A 15,989-nucleotide genomic window follows, 5' to 3' on the forward strand; every position below is an offset into this window, starting at 1 on the left:
GCCTGACCCTCTACCAGGCCCTGGACCTCCTCCAACACCTACTGGCCACCTGGACCGGAACCTGCCCCACCTGCCGACAACCCACCCCATGGCAGCCCTACGACACCACCTAACAAAGCCCTACTAGGGCATGCCCAGGAGGCGGGGCCGCCCGCCTTACGCGGGCCATCGGGCCGGTCAGCCGCCGGCCGGGGTGCCCGCGCTGGGCAGGGAGACGAAGAGGTCGAGGTACATGCCCGCGGAGATCAGCACACCGAGGACGCCGAGGGCGACACCGGCCAGGGCGACCGCGCGGACCCAGGCGGGCTGCGGCCGGCCGGCGGGGGCGCCGAAGGCGGGACGGACCAGGACGACGACGCCGACGAACAGGGCCAGCAGGGCGAAGACGCCGTTGACCAGGGCGGTGGTGTGCCAGGCGTCTCCGTAGATCTCCGAGATCTGCTGGGCCGCGCTGCCACCGCCGGAGAGTTTGATCTGGCCGATGAGCGTCTCGCGCTCGGCGGCGACCCGGCCGGTCCACGCGCCGGTCAGGGCGACGACGCCGAGGGCCGCGGAGACGACGGCCGCTGCACCCGCGCCGACGCCGTGCCGGGCGGCCTCGAAGGGGTCGGACTCCAGGTCCTCGTCCGCGATGCCGTCGTCGGCCGCGTCGTCCCGGGCGGCCTGCTCGCCGAGGTCGTCGGAGGCCGTCGCGGAGTCGACGGCCTCCGACGACGTGACTGGGGCGTCCTTCGCCGCCGCGTCCTCCGCGGCAGCCGTCTCGTCGGGGTTCGTCGTCTTGGAGGGGGTGGTGTTCATGAGCCGCACGCTAGGGGGCCCGGATGAGAGCCCCCTTAACGCCGGGCGTGCGCCGGGGCTCAGCGCCCCGCGCGGGCCTTCCACTCCGGGGCGAGGACCGACCAGATCTCGGAGTCGTGGCGTACGCCCCGGTAGAGGTAGTTCTGCCGGATCACCCCGTCCCGGGTCATGCCCAGCCGCTTCGCCACCGCGATCGACTTCGTGTTCGCGGCGGAGGCGTCCCACTCGACGCGATGCATGCCGCGCTCGTACACCGCCCAGTCGATCAGCCGCTCGGCGGCCCGGGTGATCAGGCCGCGGCCCTGGGCGGCGGGCTCCAGCCAGACGCCGATCTCGCAGTTGCCGGACGCCGTGTCGAAGATCCGGAAGAGGACGCCGCCGACGAGGGTGCCGTCCAGCCAGATCCCGTACAGCCGCCCGGTGTCGGCCGCCTGCTTCTCCGCGTACCGGCGGAGCAGATCGCGCGCGGACTCCCGGTCGGTGGCGAAGGAGGCGAAGGGGATCCAGGGGTCGACCAGCTCGCGGGCCCGGTCCATGTGGGCGAGGAACTCCTCGTCCTGCCAGACCTCCAGCGGCCGCAGCTCCGCCTTGTCGTCACCCAGGGGTATGGCGAACATCGTGCTCCTCCTCCGTCTGCGCGACACCCTCCTCGGTGGCGCGCGCCCCAGGGATCTTCGCATGGAGCGGTACGCAGTCGGGCGGCTCGATGGAGATCCGCGGCAGCCGCTTCTCCAGCCAGCCCGGCAGCCACCAGTTCGCCCCGCCGAGCATGTGCATCAGGGCGGGTACCAGCAGGGTGCGCAGGACGAAGGCGTCCAGGGCGACGGCGGTGGCGAGCGCGATGCCGAACATGGCGATGACCCGGTCGCCGCTGAGCACGAAGGCGAGGAAGACGGAGATCATGATCACGGCGGCGGAGTTGATCACCCGGCCGGTCTCGGCGAGGCCGACCCGTACGGAGCGCCGGTTGTCGCCGGTCTCCAGCCACTCCTCGTACATCCGGCCGACCAGGAACACCTGGTAGTCCATGGAGAGGCCGAAGAGGACCGAGACCATGATCACGGGAAGGAAGGGTTCGATGGGCCCGGCGCTGCCGAGGCCGAGCAGCTCACTCCCCCAGCCCCACTGGAAGACGGCCACGACGACGCCGAAGGAGGAGGCGACGGCGGCCACGTTCATCACGGCGGCCTTGATCGGGATCCCGATGGACCGGAAGGCCAGGAGCAGCAGCAGACAGCCGAGCCCGATGACGACCCCGACGAACAGGGGCAGCTTCCCGACGATGATCTCGGCGAAGTCGTCGTAGCTCGCCGTCACCCCGCCGACGTGGGCCTCCAGCGAGGTGTTGGCCTGGACCGGCGGCAGTACGTCGCCCCGGATCCGGTCGACCAGCTCGCTGGTCTCCTGCGACTGGGGCGAGGAGTCGGGGACGACGGTGAGGAAGGCGGTGTCGCCGCCGCTGTTGTACGTGACCGGGCTGACGGACGCGACGCCTTCGGTGGTGCGCAGTTTCTCGGGCAGCGAGTCCAGGGCGAGCCGGTCGTCCGCGCCGTCGAGCTGGGCGGCGATGGTGAGCGGTCCGTTGACGCCGGGCCCGAAGCCGTCGGCGAGCAGGTCGTAGGCCTGCCGGGTGGTGGCGCCGGCCGGGTTGTTGCCCTGGTCCGATGTGCCCAGGTGGAGGCCGAGGGCGGGCAGGGCGAGCACCAGCATCACGACGGCGGCGATCCCGCCGAGCAGCTTGGGGTGACGCTCGACGAAGGCTGACCAGCGGGCGGCGAAGCCGGTGGGCAGTTCGGGGCGCGGCCCGTGCTCGGCGAGCTGCCGTCGTTCGCGGCGGCTGAGGGCCCGCATCCCGATGAGGGAGAGGAGGGCGGGCAGCAGGGTGACGGAGGCCAGCACGGTGAGGACGACGGTGAGCGATGCGGCGATGGCGACGCCGTTGAGGAAGTCGAGCCGCAGGATCAGCATCCCGAGCAGGGCGATGCAGACGGTGACCCCGGCGAAGACGACGGCGCGGCCGGTGGTCGCGACGGCGTTCTGGGCCGCTTCGGGCACGGACATGCCGCGCCTGAGTCCTCTGCGGTGCCGCGTGACGATGAACAGCGCGTAGTCGATGCCCACGCCGAGCCCGATGAGCATGCCGAGCATCGGGGCGAAGTCGGCGACGGTCATCAGATGGCCGAGCAGCACGGTGCCCGCGTAGGCGGTGCCGACGGAGACCAGGGCGGTGGCGATGGGCAGCAGGCTGGCGGCCAGCGAGCCGAAGGCGAGGAAGAGCACGACGGCCGCGACGATCACGCCGATGCCCTCGGCGAAGTGGACTGAGGGCGCTTCGGTGAGTGCGACGGCGGTGCCGCCCAGCTCGACCTGGAGTCCGTCGGCCTCGGCGGCCTTCGCGGTGTCGACGAGGGCCTGCGCCTGGGAGGCGGGGATCTCGTCGGCGGGGCGGTCGAAGGTGACCGTGGCGTAGGCGGTGCGGCCGTCCTGGCTTATCTGGCCGGGGCCCGCGGTGCCGTAGGGGCCGGTGACCGCGCCGACGCCCGGCAGGTCCTCGATCGCGTGGAGCGTGCGGGTCATGGTCTGTTCGACGTCGGCGGCTCCGACCGCGGAGTCGGTGGTGTGCCAGACGACGGTGTCGGTGTCGCCGCCGAGGTCGGTGAAGCCACGGGAGAGCAGCTCGGTGGCCCGGCCGGATTCGGTGCCGGGGACCTCGTAGTCGTTGGAGTACGCCGAACCGGCGATGCCCGCCGCTGCGGCGGTCCCGCCGAGAGCGGCGAGCCAGATGAGAACGGCGACGAGGCGGTGCCTGATGCACCAGCGGGCGATGGCAGCCAACGGACGAGCTCCCTGCGGGTTCGTGGACCTTTACCCGCAGATAACGTGATCTGCCCGTAAACGTCTCATGACCTGAGACCGCCAACTCTGACAGCAGATCGTGATCCTTTGTCCGTTTCGTGGCCATGGTCACAGGGCCTGATCTGCCCCTTATACGGGACGGACCAGGCCCAACGGCCCCAGCGGCCGGTCAGCCCGAAACGCTCGCCCGGCCGTTCTCGATGTGCCCCATGAGCCGCCGCCGGAAGCCGTCCTCCCCGTCCGCGGTGACGTCGAGGTCGTACCAGCCGTGGGCGTCGGCCGCCGAGTGCACCAGCGACCGGCTGCGGCCCGGCTTGACCGTGACGCGCCGCGTCCAGTCCCGTACGTCGTCCTCGTCGACGTAGCCGAGCGGGCGTACCAGGAAGGTCAGCGGGCGGCGGCCGGTGTTGCGCAGGGTGAGGTGGATGTCGCGGTCGCGGTGGTCGATGCGGCCGGCGACCTCCGCTCCCCCGTCGGCCGGTCCGGCGAACTCGCGCCGGAAGCCGTTCGGCCCGGTGACCGTGAAGCGGTACGCCTCCCCCGTCACGGGGACCGTCCAGTGCGCGCGGCCCCGGACGTCCTTGTGCTGCGGGGCCGGGAACTCGTCCGCGTACGGGTAGAGCGTGAAGTGCGCCGATGACCGGCCGCTGTTCTCCAGCTCCACCCGCAGTCCGCCCTCCACCCGCCGCGCCTGGGCGTCCGGCCGGTAGGGCAGCGGGCGCGCCGGGCGCAGGCCGGGCTCCTGCTCGGGGAGGTGCTGGACGGCGGGCGGCTTCGGCTGCCAGCGGCCCTCGAACGGCGGGATCGCGCCGGGGCTCTGCACGGCGGGCTTCCGGCGGGCCCGGCTGAAGTCGAAGGCGGAGGTGAGGTCGCCGGTGACACGTCGCCGCCAGTCGCCGATGTTGGGCTCCTTCACCCCGGTCCAGCGCTCCAGGAACTGGATCACGGAGGTGTGGTCGAACACCTCGGAGCAGACGTAGCCGCCGACGGTCCACGGCGAGACGACCAGCAGCGGCACCCGGATCCCGAGGCCGGTCGGGCGGCCCTCCCACTGCTCCTCGGCCACCTCGGGGGGCGCGACGGGCGGCGGGACGTGGTCGAAGAAGCCGTCGTTCTCGTCGTAGTTGATCAGGACGGCGGTGTGCCGCCAGACGTCGGGGTGCTTGCCGAGCGCGTCGAGGATCTTGTAGACGATGGTGGCGCTGTGCACCGGCGACGAGGTGCTCGGGTGCTCGGAGTCGATCGCCGAGGGGACCAGGTAGGAGACCTCCGGCAGCGTCCCTGCGGCCACGTCCTTGGCGAACTCGTCCGCCAGGGTCCCGGTGGGCACCCGCCGCAGCCCCCGCTCGAACAGGCTCCGCTCCTGCCGCGTGAGCGTGGCGACGCCTTCCTCCAGGAGCCCGAGCAGCCGGGTGCGCTCGGTTTCGGACGCGCCGCGGACCTTGGCGTAGAAGGCCTCCATGTAGGTGTGGCCGCCGGTCCTGGCCAGTGCCTTGCGGGCGATGGCCTTGAAGGTGGCGTAGAACTCGATCTGGTTGTCGGTGAAGTTCTCCCACTCGGTGTACGTCCGCCAGCTGTGCCCGGCCTTCTCCAGCCGCTCGGCGTAGGTGGACCAGTCGTAGCCGGGGTGGGTGCCCTCGTTGTACGCGTCGTTGCCGACGGCCCGTTTCCCGTTCGCCTCGAAGCCGGTCTTCCCGCTCCAGAGGTGGTTGCGGTTGGGGCTGGTGGAGGTGTGGATGGAGGAGTGGTAGGCGTCGCAGACGGTGAAGGTGTCGGCCAGCTCGTAGTGGAGCGGGATGTCTCGGCGGTCGTAGTACGCCATCGTGGCCGCGGTCTTCGCGCTGATCCAGCCGTTCATCCAGCCGCCGCCCCAGGCCTTCGCCCCGCCGTTCCAGGAGTGGTCGAGGGCGCCGATGTACTGGAGGTCCTTCTTCTGCTCCTCGGCCGCGCCGCGCACCGGGAAGGGCAGCACGGTGGAGCCGGCCGCGCCGGGCTGCTCGAAGACGGTGGAGCCGGTGGGCAGCTCGATGGCGTTGCGGTCGCCGAAGCCGCGTACGCCGCGCAGCGTGCCGAAGTAGTGGTCGAAGGACCGGTTCTCCTGCATCAGGATCACCACATGCTTGATGGACCCCAGCCCGCCGGACCCCGCGTGGGCGGGCTGCGCGGCGATGGCGGCCTGGAGCGACGGCGGCAGGAACGATCCGGCCGCAGCGGCGCCGAGTGCGCCGCCGCCCAGCGCGAAGAGCCGTCGCCGTGACATGTCCGTGGTCAAAAGAGCCTCCTGGTTGCGGTGGTTACAGCCGGGAAGCTAGTCAGACCGGGTGGCGGCGGGAAGGACTGTGTACGGCCCGGTGGTGAACGTCCAACAGGCCGTCCCGAAAGTCCAACCGTCGGTGACGGCGCCCTCACACCCCGATGAGGTGCAGCGATCCCCAGAGCGCGAGGGTGGAGGCCAGCAGCGTCGCCGGTACGGTCGCGATCCCCAGCCGGGTGAAGTGGCCGAGCTCGGGGGCGTCCCCGTGCACGTGCAGGATGCGCCGCCACAGGAGCGTGGCCAGCGATCCGACGTACGTGAGGTTCGGTCCGAGGTTCACCCCGATCAGGGCGGCGAGCAGGGGTCCGGGCCCGGCCGCCGCGACGATGGGCAGCAGGGCGAGGATCGCGGGCAGGTTGTTGATCAGGTTGGCGAGCAGGGCCGCGACCACGGCCACGCCGAGGAGGGCGGGCAGGGTGTCGCCGTCCGGCAGCAGGGCGGCGATCCCGTCGCCGAGGCCGTTGTCGACGACCGCCTTGACGACGACGCCGAGCGCGAGGACGAAGAGGCAGAACAGCGGGTTGGCCGAGCGGACGACGGCGAGCGGCGTGGTCTCCCGCTTGGCGAGCGCCCGTACGGCGAGCACGAGGGCCCCCGCCAGCGCCGCCCACAGCGGCTCGGCCCCCTCGAACGAGGTCACGACGAACCCGGCCAGCGTCAGCGCCAGCACGACGAGCGTGAAGACGGGCACCGGCGTGCGCTCCGCCTCGGGACCCGGCGCGTGCGCCCCGGCGGCCAGGTCGTCCCGGAAGGCCCGGCGGAAGACGGCGTACTCGACGGCGATCGCGGCGAGCCACGGCAGAGCCATCAGTGCGGCGAACCGGGTGAAGGAGAGACCGCTCGCGGTGAACGCCAGGAGGTTGGTGAGGTTGGAGACGGGGAGCAGGAGGGAGGCGGAGTTGGCCAGGTGCGCGCAGGCGTAGACGTACGGGCGGGGCCGTGCGCCGACCCGGGCGGCGGTGGCGAGGACGACCGGGGTGAGCAGGACCACGGTGGCGTCCAGGCTGAGGACGGCCGTGACGACCGAGGCGACGACGAAGACGCCGCCGAGGAGGGGGCGCGTCTGCCCGCGACAGGCGCGGGCGACCCAGTCACCGGCGGCCCGGAACAGCCCCTCGTCCGCACAGAGCTGGGCCAGCACGAGGATCGCCGCGAGGAAGCCGACGACGGGCAGCAGCTCGCCGACCTGTTCCCGCGCCTCGGGCCAGGAAACCGCGCCCAGGGCCACCACGAGCACGGCGGCGGGCACGGCGGCGGTCGCCTCCGGCAGGCCCCGGGGCCTCAGGACGGCGAAGGCGAGGACGCCCAGGAGCAGGGCGAAGGAGACGATCTCGGCGGTGACGGTGTTCAGGGGGTTCTCTCAGAGCGAGGGTTCACGAGGGTTCACGGATGAAGGGGCGGTGCGGGCGATGACGTACGGATCACGGCCGAAGGGGCGGCGCACCCGCGGTACGTGAGTACGTACAGGTGCACCGCCCCTTCGGGGACGATCGGGGGATCAGCCCTCGACGCCGAGCTTCTCCAGGATCAGCTCGCGCACGCGCGCCGCGTCGGCCTGGCCCCGGGTGGCCTTCATGACCGCGCCGACGAGCGCGCCCGCCGCCGCGACCTTGCCGCCGCGGATCTTGTCCGCGATGGCCGCGTTGCCCGCGATGGCCTCGTCCACGGCCGTGGACAGCGCGCCCTCGTCGGAGACGACCTTCAGGCCGCGCTTCTCGACGACGGTGTCCGGGTCGCCCTCGCCCGCGAGGACGCCCTCGATGACCTGGCGGGCCAGCTTGTCGTTGAGGTCGCCCTTGGCGACGAGCGCGGCCACCCGGGCGACCTGCGCCGGGGTGATCGGGAGCTCGTCCAGGCCGCGTGCGGTCTCGTTGGCGTTACGGGCGAGCTCGCCCATCCACCACTTGCGGGCCTGGTCCGCGGGGGCGCCCGCCTCGATCGTGGCGACGATCAGGTCGACCGCGCCCGCGTTGAGGATGGACTGCATGTCGTGCTCGGAGACGCCCCACTCCTCCTTGAGCCGCGCCCGGCGCAGCCGGGGCAGTTCGGGGAGGCCCTTGCGCAGCTCCTCGACCCAGTCGCGCGCGGGCGCGACGGGGACCAGGTCCGGCTCGGGGAAGTAGCGGTAGTCCTCGGCGTTGTCCTTGATGCGGCCTGCCGTGGTGGAGCCGTCCTCCTCGTGGAAGTGCCGGGTCTCCTGCACGATCGTGCCGCCCGAGGACAGCACGGCGGCGTGCCGCTGAATCTCGAAGCGGGCGGCCCGCTCGACCGAACGCAGCGAGTTCACGTTCTTGGTCTCGGAGCGCGTGCCGAACGTCTCGGTGCCGTTGGGGCGCAGCGACAGGTTGACGTCGCAGCGCATCTGGCCCATCTCCATGCGGGCCTCGGAGACCCCGAGGGCCTTGATCAGCTCGCGGAGCTCGGCGACGTACGCCTTGGCGACCTCGGGGGCTCGGGCCCCGGCTCCCTCGATCGGCTTGGTGACGATCTCGATGAGCGGGATGCCGGCCCGGTTGTAGTCGAGCAGGGAGTGGGACGCGCCGTGGATACGGCCGGTGGCGCCGCCGACGTGGGTCGACTTGCCGGTGTCCTCCTCCATGTGGGCGCGCTCAATCTCCACGCGGAAGATCTCGCCGTCCTCCAGCTGGACGTCCAGATAGCCGTTGAAGGCGATCGGCTCGTCGTACTGCGAGGTCTGGAAGTTCTTCGGCATGTCCGGATAGAAGTAGTTCTTCCGGGCGAAACGGCACCACTCGGCGATCTCGCAGTGCAGCGCGAGACCGATCTTGATGGCCGACTCCACGCCGATCTCGTTGACGACCGGCAGCGCGCCGGGCAGTCCGAGGCAGACCGGGCAGGTCTGGGAGTTGGCGTCCTGCTTCAGCTCCGTGGAGCAGCCGCAGAACATCTTGGTCTTGGTGCCGAGCTCGACATGGACTTCGAGGCCCATGACGGGGTCGTAGGACGCGAGCGCGTCCTCGTACGACACCAGGTCAGTGACAGTCACGGTGAAACTTTCCCTCTCAGCCCAGCAGGACGTCGTCGTCGCCGAGACGCTTCAGTTCGCGATAGAGGATCGCGAGTCCGGTGACGATGGCGGCCGCGGAGACGGCCGCGTCGACGAGCCGCAGCACGTCGTTGTCGTTGCGGGCGAGCTTCGCCTGCTTGACGACACTGATGGCGCCGAACGCGGTACTGCCGATCGCGATGTACGCGCCCGTCTTGGACTTCTGGAAGTTCTTGGCCTTCTTTGCCATGGCACTCACAGCGACGGAGCCTCCTCAAGCAGCGGGTGCCCCCACTTTTCCACGAAGGCGGCCTCGACGGCGGATCCGACCTTGTACAGCCGGTCGTCCTTCATGGCGGGGGCGATGATCTGCAGTCCGACCGGCAGACCGTCCTCCGGAGCCAGGCCGCAGGGCAGCGACATGGCGGAGTTGCCGGCCAGGTTGGTGGGGATGGTGCACAGGTCCGCGAGGTACATCGCCATCGGGTCGTCGGCGCGCTCGCCGATCGGGAAGGCGGTGGTCGGGGTCGTCGGGGAGACGATCACGTCGACCTGCTCGAAGGCCTTCTCGAAGTCCTGGGTGATGAGGGTGCGGACCTTCTGGGCCGAGCCGTAGTACGCGTCGTAGTAGCCGGAGCTGAGCGCGTACGTCCCCAGGATGATGCGGCGCTTGACCTCGTCGCCGAAGCCCGCCTCACGGGTGAGCGCGGTGACCTCCTCGGCCGACTTCGTGCCGTCGTCGCCGACCCGCAGGCCGTAGCGCATGGCGTCGAAGCGGGCCAGGTTGGAGGAGCACTCGGACGGGGCGATCAGGTAGTACGCGGAGAGCGCCAGGTCGAAGGACGGGCAGTCCAGCTCGACGACGGTGGCGCCCAGCGACTTCAGCAGCTCGACCGACTCGTCAAAGCGCTGGAGGACACCGGCCTGGTAGCCCTCGCCGCGGAACTGCTTGACGACGCCGACGCGCATGCCCTGTACGGAGCCGTTGCGGGCAGCCTCGACGACCGGCGGGACCGGGGCGTCGATGGACGTGGAGTCCAGCGGGTCGTGCCCGGCGATGGCCTCGTGCAGCAGCGCCGCGTCCAGGACCGTACGGGCGCAGGGCCCGCCCTGGTCGAGGGAGGACGAGAAGGCGACCATGCCGTAGCGGGATACGCCGCCGTAGGTGGGCTTGACGCCGACGGTGCCGGTCACGGCGGCGGGCTGGCGGATCGAGCCGCCGGTGTCCGTACCGATGGCGAGCGGGGCCTCGTAGGAGGCGAGGGCGGCGGAGGAGCCGCCGCCGGAGCCGCCGGGGATCCGGGTGAGGTCCCAGGGGTTGCCGGTGGGGCCGTAGGCACTGTTCTCGGTGGAGGACCCCATGGCGAACTCGTCCATGTTGGTCTTGCCGAGGATGACGACGTCGGCGGCGCGCAGCTTCTGCGTGAGCGTGGCGTCGTACGGCGGGACCCAGCCTTCGAGGATCTTGGAACCGACGGTGGTCGGCATGTCCTTCGTGGTGAAGATGTCCTTCAGCGCGAGCGGGACGCCGGCCAGCGGGCCGAGCTTCTCGCCCGCCTCGCGCTTGGCGTCCACGGCACGGGCCTGGGCGAGCGCGCCCTCGCGGTCGATGTGCAGGAAGGCGTGGACCTTCTCGTCGACGGCGTCGATCCGGGCCAGGTGGGCCTCGGTGACCTCGACGGCGGTCAGCTCGCCGGAGGCGATCTTCCCGGCGATCTCGGCCGCGGTGAGCTTGATGATGGTGCTGATGTCCGTCATGGCTGTTTAGTCCTCCCCCAGGATCTGCGGCACCTTGAAACGCTGCTGCTCCTGGGCCGGGGCGCCGGAGAGCGCCTGCGCGGGGGTGAGCGACGGACGGACCTCGTCCGCGCGCATGACGTTGGTCAGCGGCAGCGGGTGGGAGGTCGGCGGTACGTCTTGGTCGGCGACCTCGGAGACGCGGGCGACCGCGCCGATGATGTCGTCGAGCTGACCGGCGAAGTGATCGAGCTCTTCGCCCTTCAGCTCCAGACGCGCCAGCCGGGCGAGGTGGGCGACCTCCTCGCGCGTGATGCCAGGCATGCAGCGATCCTCAGGGGTTGGTGTGTGGTTTTGAGCCCAATCCTATGGGGTCTCCGGGGGACGGGTGCCCCGGCCCGATCGGGCTACGCCTCTGCCTGGTCCACTCCCGGGATCTTCAGGGGGTGTCGGTCTCCGCCGCACTGTTCACCGCACCGTTGACCGCGCTGTTCACCGCGCCGTTCAACGACCCGTTCAACGACCCGTTCATCGAGCCGCTCGCCGAGGCGGTCGCCGACCCCGCGGCGGCCGCCGCCTGGGCCTTCAGCTCGGCGGGCCGCCGCCAGCCGTGCTCGCCGCGCGCCCGCAGCCAGGCCGTGGTCTCCTGCGGCGGCATCGCGGCCGCCACCAGCCAGCCCTGCACCGCGTCGCACCGCAGATCCCGCAGCCGCTCCCACGTCGTGTCGTCCTCGACGCCCTCGGCGACGACGACCAGGCCGAGCGAGTGGGCCAGGTCGATGGTGCAGCGGACGATCTCCGCGTCCTCGTGGTCGACCGCCAGCCGGGCGACGAAGGAGCGGTCGATCTTCAGCTCGCTGACCGGGAGCCGGCGCAGATGGACCAGCGATGAGTAGCCGGTGCCGAAGTCGTCCAGGGACATCTTCACGCCGTGGGCGGTGAGCCCGGCCAGGGTGTCGGCGGCGCGCTGCGGGTCCTCCAGCAGCACATGTTCGGTGATCTCCAGTTGGAGCGCTCCCGCGGGCACGCCGTGGCGGGCGAGGCGGGCCGCGACGCCCCCCGCGAAGCCGGGGGTGTGGACGTCGCGCGGGGAGACGTTGACCGCGACGGGCACGCACAGTCCCTGCGCCCGCCAGCGGGCGACCTGGGCGAGCGCCGTCTCCAGGACGTACTCCGTGAGGTGCGGCATCAGCCCGGAGGACTCGGCGATGGCGATGAACTCGTCCGGGGGGACCCGGCCGCGCTCCGGGTGCACCCAGCGCACCAGGGCCTCAAGCCCTGCGACCTGCCCGTCGAAGCGGACCTTGGGCTGGTAGTGCAGTTCGACCTCGCCCGCGTCCAGCGCCCGGCGCAGATCGCCGAGGAGGCCGAGCCGGTCGGGGGTGTTGCTGTCCCGCTTGGACTCGTAGACCTCCACGCCCGTGCGGTCCCGCTTGGCCTGGTACATCGCGACGTCCGCCCGGCGCAGCAGCCCTTCGGCGTCCAGGGCGTGGTCGGGGTAGACGGCGACCCCGGCGCTGGCCTCCAGGACGAGGGTGAGCCCGTCGAGGTCGAGCGGCGAGGACAGCTCGGCGACGAGATGGCGGGCGACCTGCTGGGCGCTGGTGGTGGAGTCGGTGTGCGGGAGGAGGACGGCGAACTCGTCGCCGCCGAGGCGGGCCGCCTCCGCGCCGCGGGGCAGGGCGAGCCGCAGGCGCTCCGCTATCTGGAGCAGCAGCCGGTCCCCGGCCAGGTGGCCGAGGGTGTCGTTGACCGCGCGGAAGCGGTCCAGGTCGATGAGGACCAGCGCGGAGCGGGTGCCGATGGACTCGGCGTCCTCCAGCGCCGACCAGGTCCGCTCCAGCAGCCACTGGCGGTTGGGCAGCCCGGTCAGCGGGTCGCGCAGCTGCTCCTCGGCGCGGGCGCGGGCGATCCAGAGCGTGGAGTCGAGGGCGATCAGCGGCACCGCGAAGAGCGGCAGCAGGATGGGCATGGACATCGCGACGGCGCAGATCAGCGGGGCGAGCCCGAGGAGCGCGACGGCGACGAGCCCCTGGCGCAGCATCGCGGTCCGGGCGATGGTGGGCAGCCCGCCGTTGTGCGGGGCCTGGGCGTACCACAGGAGGACCCGGGTGACGAGCAGATACGTCGACGCGGTCAGGAGCAGTTCCGGGACGGCCGCGATGCCCCAGTCGAGTGGCCGCCAGGGCTCCTCGACGGTGGGGACCACCCCGAACGCGGCCAGCACGAGCGCCGCCGCGCCGATGCCGAGCATGTCGACCCCGCCGTGCAGCAGCCCCTGCCACCAGCGGTGCCGGCGGGCGGTCCCGACGAGCACCACGACGGCGAGGCTGACCAGGACGGCCGGCAGCCAGCCGTACAGCAGGAGCACGGCGAGGGTGAGGGCGGCGCCGGAGCCGGTGCCGCCCCACCACCGGTCGCGGCCGAGGGCCACCAGATGGCCGACGATGATCCCGGTGAGCACGGCGAAGGACCAGCCGACCACCCCGTTCGGGAAGAGCGCCTGGCCCTGCTGGACGGTCCGGTAGGACCCGACCGCCAGTAGTAACGCGGCGATCCCCACGACGGCGGCGCCCACCGGGGGCGTGAGGCCGACGAAACCTTGCAGCCGCGACACCGGGGCGGCGCTCTCGGTCGGTTTCATTCCGTCCCTCTCACAGCCGGCGGTGCCGATGACCCTCGGTGGCGCCCGCCTCCGTGGCTCCACGGCCCGGTCGAGGGCCGTGCACGGCGGGGCGCACCTCTCAACAGTAGGCCGCGAAAGGCTTCCAGGGGCAGCGCTATACAGCTCTTGCCCGAATGCGAACCGACCACCCGTCACCATCTGCTATTGGCCCGAACGAGTGGTACGGCAGGGCCATTCGGGGAGCGGCCGACCCTTCTTCACCCCTCTGCCCCGTTTCCTTCCCCACCCGGGCCGCGCCACGCCGGGGCATCGTCTCGAAGGCGTCTCGATCCGGGGAACTGGCAGCGAACGGGCAGCGAACGGCGGGGCGGTCACTCCCCGTTCACGCCCCGCCCACACCCCCGTCTACGCCCCGCTGTCCTCCGGGGCGGCCCCGGGCGCGGCTTCCGGCACGGCCAGGGCGGCTTCCCGGGCGCGTTCGGGGCCGTCCTGGAGCAGGATCGCGAATCCGTCCTCGTCCAGCACGGGCACCTTCAGCTGCATCGCCTTGTCGTACTTGGAGCCGGGGTTGTCGCCGACGACCACGAAGGCGGTCTTCTTCGACACCGATCCGGTGACCTTGGCGCCGAGCGTCTGGAGCGCCTCCTTGGCTCCGTCGCGGGTGTGGCCCGCGAGGGTGCCGGTGACGACAACGGTGAGCCCTTCGAGGGGGCGGGGGCCCTCGTCCTCGTCGGAGCCCTCGTCGGCCATCCGCACACCGGCCTCGCGCCACTTGCGGAGGATCTCGCGGTGCCAGTCCTCGGCGAACCACTGCTTGACCGAGGCGGCGATGGTCGGCCCGACGCCGTCGGCGGCGGCCAGCTCCTCCTCGGTCGCCTCGTCGATGCGGTCGACGGAACGGAACTGACGGGCCAGCTCCTGGGCGGCGACCGGGCCCACGTGCCGGATCGAGAGGCCGGTGAGGATCCGGGCGAGGGGCGCTTCCTTGGCGGCGGCGATGCCCTCCAGCATGGCCACCGCGTTCTTCTTCGGCTCACCCTGCTGGTTGGCGAAGACCGTCGCGATCTTCTCCTCGCCGGTCTTCGGGTCACGCTTGGGCAGCCCGCTGTCCTGGTCCAGGACGTACGCCCGGATCGGCAGCAGCTGCTCGATGGTGAGGGAGAACAGATCGCTCTCGTCCTTGAGGACGGGCTCGGCGGGCTCCAGCGGGCGGGTGAGAGCCGCGGCGGCCACATAGCCGAAGTGGTCGATGTCGAGGCTCTTGCGCCCGGCGAGGTAGAAGACGCGCTCGCGCAACTGGGCCGGGCAGGTGCGGGCGTTGGGGCAGCGGAGGTCGATGTCGCCCTCCTTCATCGGCCGCAGCTCCGTCCCGCACTCGGGGCAGTGGGTCGGCATCTCGAAGGCCTTCTCGGTGCCGTCGCGCAGATCGACGACGGGGCCGAGGATCTCCGGGATGACGTCGCCCGCCTTGCGCAGGACCACGGTGTCGCCGATGAGGACGCCCTTGGCCTTGACCACGTTCTGGTTGTGGAGGGTGGCGAACTCGACCTCGGAACCGGCCACTTCGACCGGCTCGACCTGGGCGTACGGGGTGACGCGGCCGGTACGCCCGACGCCGACGCGGATGTTGACCAGCTTGGTGTTGACCTCTTCGGGGGCGTACTTCCAGGCGATGGCCCAGCGCGGGGCGCGCGAGGTGGAGCCCAGCCGCCCCTGGAGCGGGATCTCGTCGAGCTTGACGACGACGCCGTCGATCTCGTGCTCCACGGAGTGCCGGTGCTCGCCGAAGTACGCGATGAACTCCCGTACGCCGGCGAGGGAGTCGACGACCCTGTTGTGCTGGGCGGTGGGCAGGCCCCAGGACTGGAGCAGGTCGTAGGCCTGGGAGAGGCGGTCGATGCTCAGGCCCTCGTGGGCGCCGATGCCATGCACCACCATGTGCAGCGGGCGGCTCGCGGTGACCTTGGGGTCCTTCTGGCGGAGCGATCCGGCGGCCGCGTTGCGCGGGTTGGCGAACGGCTTGTCGTCGGCGGCGACCAGCCGGGCGTTCAGCTCCTCGAAGCCCTCCATCGGGAAGAAGACCTCGCCGCGGATCTCGACGAGCGCCGGGATGTCCTCCCCCTTCAGGCGGTGCGGGATCTCGGCGATCGTCCGGACGTTGGGGGTGATGTCCTCGCCGGTGCGGCCGTCGCCGCGGGTGGCCGCCCGGGTGAGGCGGCCGTGCTCGTAGGTGAGGTTGACGGCGAGGCCGTCGACCTTCAGCTCGCACAGGAAGTGGTGGTCGGGGGTGCCGGTCTCCTTGGCGACGCGGTCGGCCCAGCCGGCCAGCTCCTCGTCGTCGAAGGCGTTGTCCAGGGAGAGCATCCGCTCGCGGTGCTCGACGGAGGTGAACTCCGTGATGTACGGCCCGGCGACCTTCTGGGTCGGGGAGTCCGGGGTGCGGAGCGGGGGGTGCTCGTCCTCCAGGGCCTCCAAGGAGCGCAGCAGCCGGTCGAACTCGGCGTCGCTGACGACCGGCTGGTCCTTCACGTAGTACCGGAAGCGGTGCTCCTCGATCTGCTCGGCCAGCAGGGCGTGGGTCTCCCGCACGCCCGCCGGGACCGAACCGTCCTGCTCCACCCGCTCTTCGCCCGCCATCGTCCCGTCCTCCT

At 71.6% G+C, this 15,989-nt stretch carries 11 protein-coding genes; all 11 read right to left on the minus strand.

Going from position 1 to position 15,989, the window contains the following annotated elements:
- Window positions 1-177: 177 nt before the first annotated feature.
- Window positions 178-798 (minus strand): hypothetical protein, encoded by a 621-nt coding sequence (locus IE140_RS00005; protein ID WP_150195718.1) that lies wholly within the window; start codon window positions 796-798, stop codon window positions 178-180.
- Window positions 799-857: 59 nt separating this feature from the next.
- Window positions 858-1,415: a GNAT family N-acetyltransferase gene (locus IE140_RS00010; protein WP_150195720.1), complete on the minus strand. Its 558-nt coding sequence runs from the start codon at window positions 1,413-1,415 to the stop codon at window positions 858-860.
- Window positions 1,393-3,633 (minus strand): MMPL family transporter, encoded by a 2,241-nt coding sequence (locus tag IE140_RS00015; RefSeq protein WP_150195722.1) that lies wholly within the window; start codon window positions 3,631-3,633, stop codon window positions 1,393-1,395. The genes IE140_RS00010 and IE140_RS00015 overlap by 23 nt, the downstream gene beginning before the upstream one ends.
- A 190-nt stretch (window positions 3,634-3,823) precedes the next feature.
- Entirely contained in the window at window positions 3,824-5,926 is a 2,103-nt protein-coding gene (locus tag IE140_RS00020) for a phosphocholine-specific phospholipase C (RefSeq protein WP_150195724.1), read from the minus strand.
- A gap of 133 nt (window positions 5,927-6,059) precedes the next feature.
- On the minus strand, window positions 6,060-7,298 hold the full coding sequence (locus tag IE140_RS00025) for an arsenic transporter (protein ID WP_373296146.1): 1,239 nt from the start codon (window positions 7,296-7,298) through the stop codon (window positions 6,060-6,062).
- A 168-nt stretch (window positions 7,299-7,466) separates the two neighbouring features.
- A complete protein-coding gene (gene gatB, locus IE140_RS00030; RefSeq protein ID WP_032770274.1) occupies window positions 7,467-8,975 on the minus strand; it encodes an Asp-tRNA(Asn)/Glu-tRNA(Gln) amidotransferase subunit GatB in 1,509 nt (502 codons plus the stop codon).
- A gap of 16 nt (window positions 8,976-8,991) precedes the next feature.
- Window positions 8,992-9,225: a hypothetical protein gene (locus IE140_RS00035; RefSeq protein ID WP_030580164.1), complete on the minus strand. Its 234-nt coding sequence runs from the start codon at window positions 9,223-9,225 to the stop codon at window positions 8,992-8,994.
- A gap of 5 nt (window positions 9,226-9,230) precedes the next feature.
- Window positions 9,231-10,733, minus strand: a complete 1,503-nt coding sequence (gene gatA / locus IE140_RS00040; protein WP_032770276.1) for an Asp-tRNA(Asn)/Glu-tRNA(Gln) amidotransferase subunit GatA — start codon at window positions 10,731-10,733, stop codon at window positions 9,231-9,233.
- 6 nt (window positions 10,734-10,739) lie between these two features.
- Window positions 10,740-11,036: an Asp-tRNA(Asn)/Glu-tRNA(Gln) amidotransferase subunit GatC gene (gatC, locus tag IE140_RS00045; protein WP_003966094.1), complete on the minus strand. Its 297-nt coding sequence runs from the start codon at window positions 11,034-11,036 to the stop codon at window positions 10,740-10,742.
- A gap of 115 nt (window positions 11,037-11,151) precedes the next feature.
- Window positions 11,152-13,356, minus strand: coding sequence for a putative bifunctional diguanylate cyclase/phosphodiesterase (locus IE140_RS00050; protein WP_150195728.1), 2,205 nt, complete (start codon window positions 13,354-13,356; stop codon window positions 11,152-11,154).
- A 387-nt stretch (window positions 13,357-13,743) separates the two neighbouring features.
- Window positions 13,744-15,975, minus strand: a complete 2,232-nt coding sequence (gene ligA, locus IE140_RS00055) for an NAD-dependent DNA ligase LigA (protein ID WP_150195730.1) — start codon at window positions 15,973-15,975, stop codon at window positions 13,744-13,746.
- Window positions 15,976-15,989: the final 14 nt, after the last annotated feature.

The sequence above is a fragment of the Streptomyces parvus genome (genome assembly GCF_014648875.1).
In the GTDB taxonomy this organism is placed as follows: Bacteria; Actinomycetota; Actinomycetes; order Streptomycetales; family Streptomycetaceae; genus Streptomyces; species Streptomyces parvus.

Bases quoted from the DNA above. Each gene is read 5' to 3' on its own strand.
- IE140_RS00005 (WP_150195718.1), bottom strand. From the start codon at position 798: ATGAACACCACCCCCTCCAAGACGACGAACCCCGACGAGACGGCTGCC.
- IE140_RS00010 (WP_150195720.1), bottom strand. From the start codon at position 1,415: ATGTTCGCCATACCCCTGGGTGACGACAAGGCGGAGCTGCGGCCGCTG.
- IE140_RS00035 (WP_030580164.1), bottom strand. From the start codon at position 9,225: ATGGCAAAGAAGGCCAAGAACTTCCAGAAGTCCAAGACGGGCGCGTAC.
- gatA (WP_032770276.1), bottom strand. From the start codon at position 10,733: ATGACGGACATCAGCACCATCATCAAGCTCACCGCGGCCGAGATCGCC.
- gatC (WP_003966094.1), bottom strand. From the start codon at position 11,036: ATGCCTGGCATCACGCGCGAGGAGGTCGCCCACCTCGCCCGGCTGGCG.
- IE140_RS00050 (WP_150195728.1), bottom strand. From the start codon at position 13,356: ATGAAACCGACCGAGAGCGCCGCCCCGGTGTCGCGGCTGCAAGGTTTC.
- ligA (WP_150195730.1), bottom strand. From the start codon at position 15,975: ATGGCGGGCGAAGAGCGGGTGGAGCAGGACGGTTCGGTCCCGGCGGGC.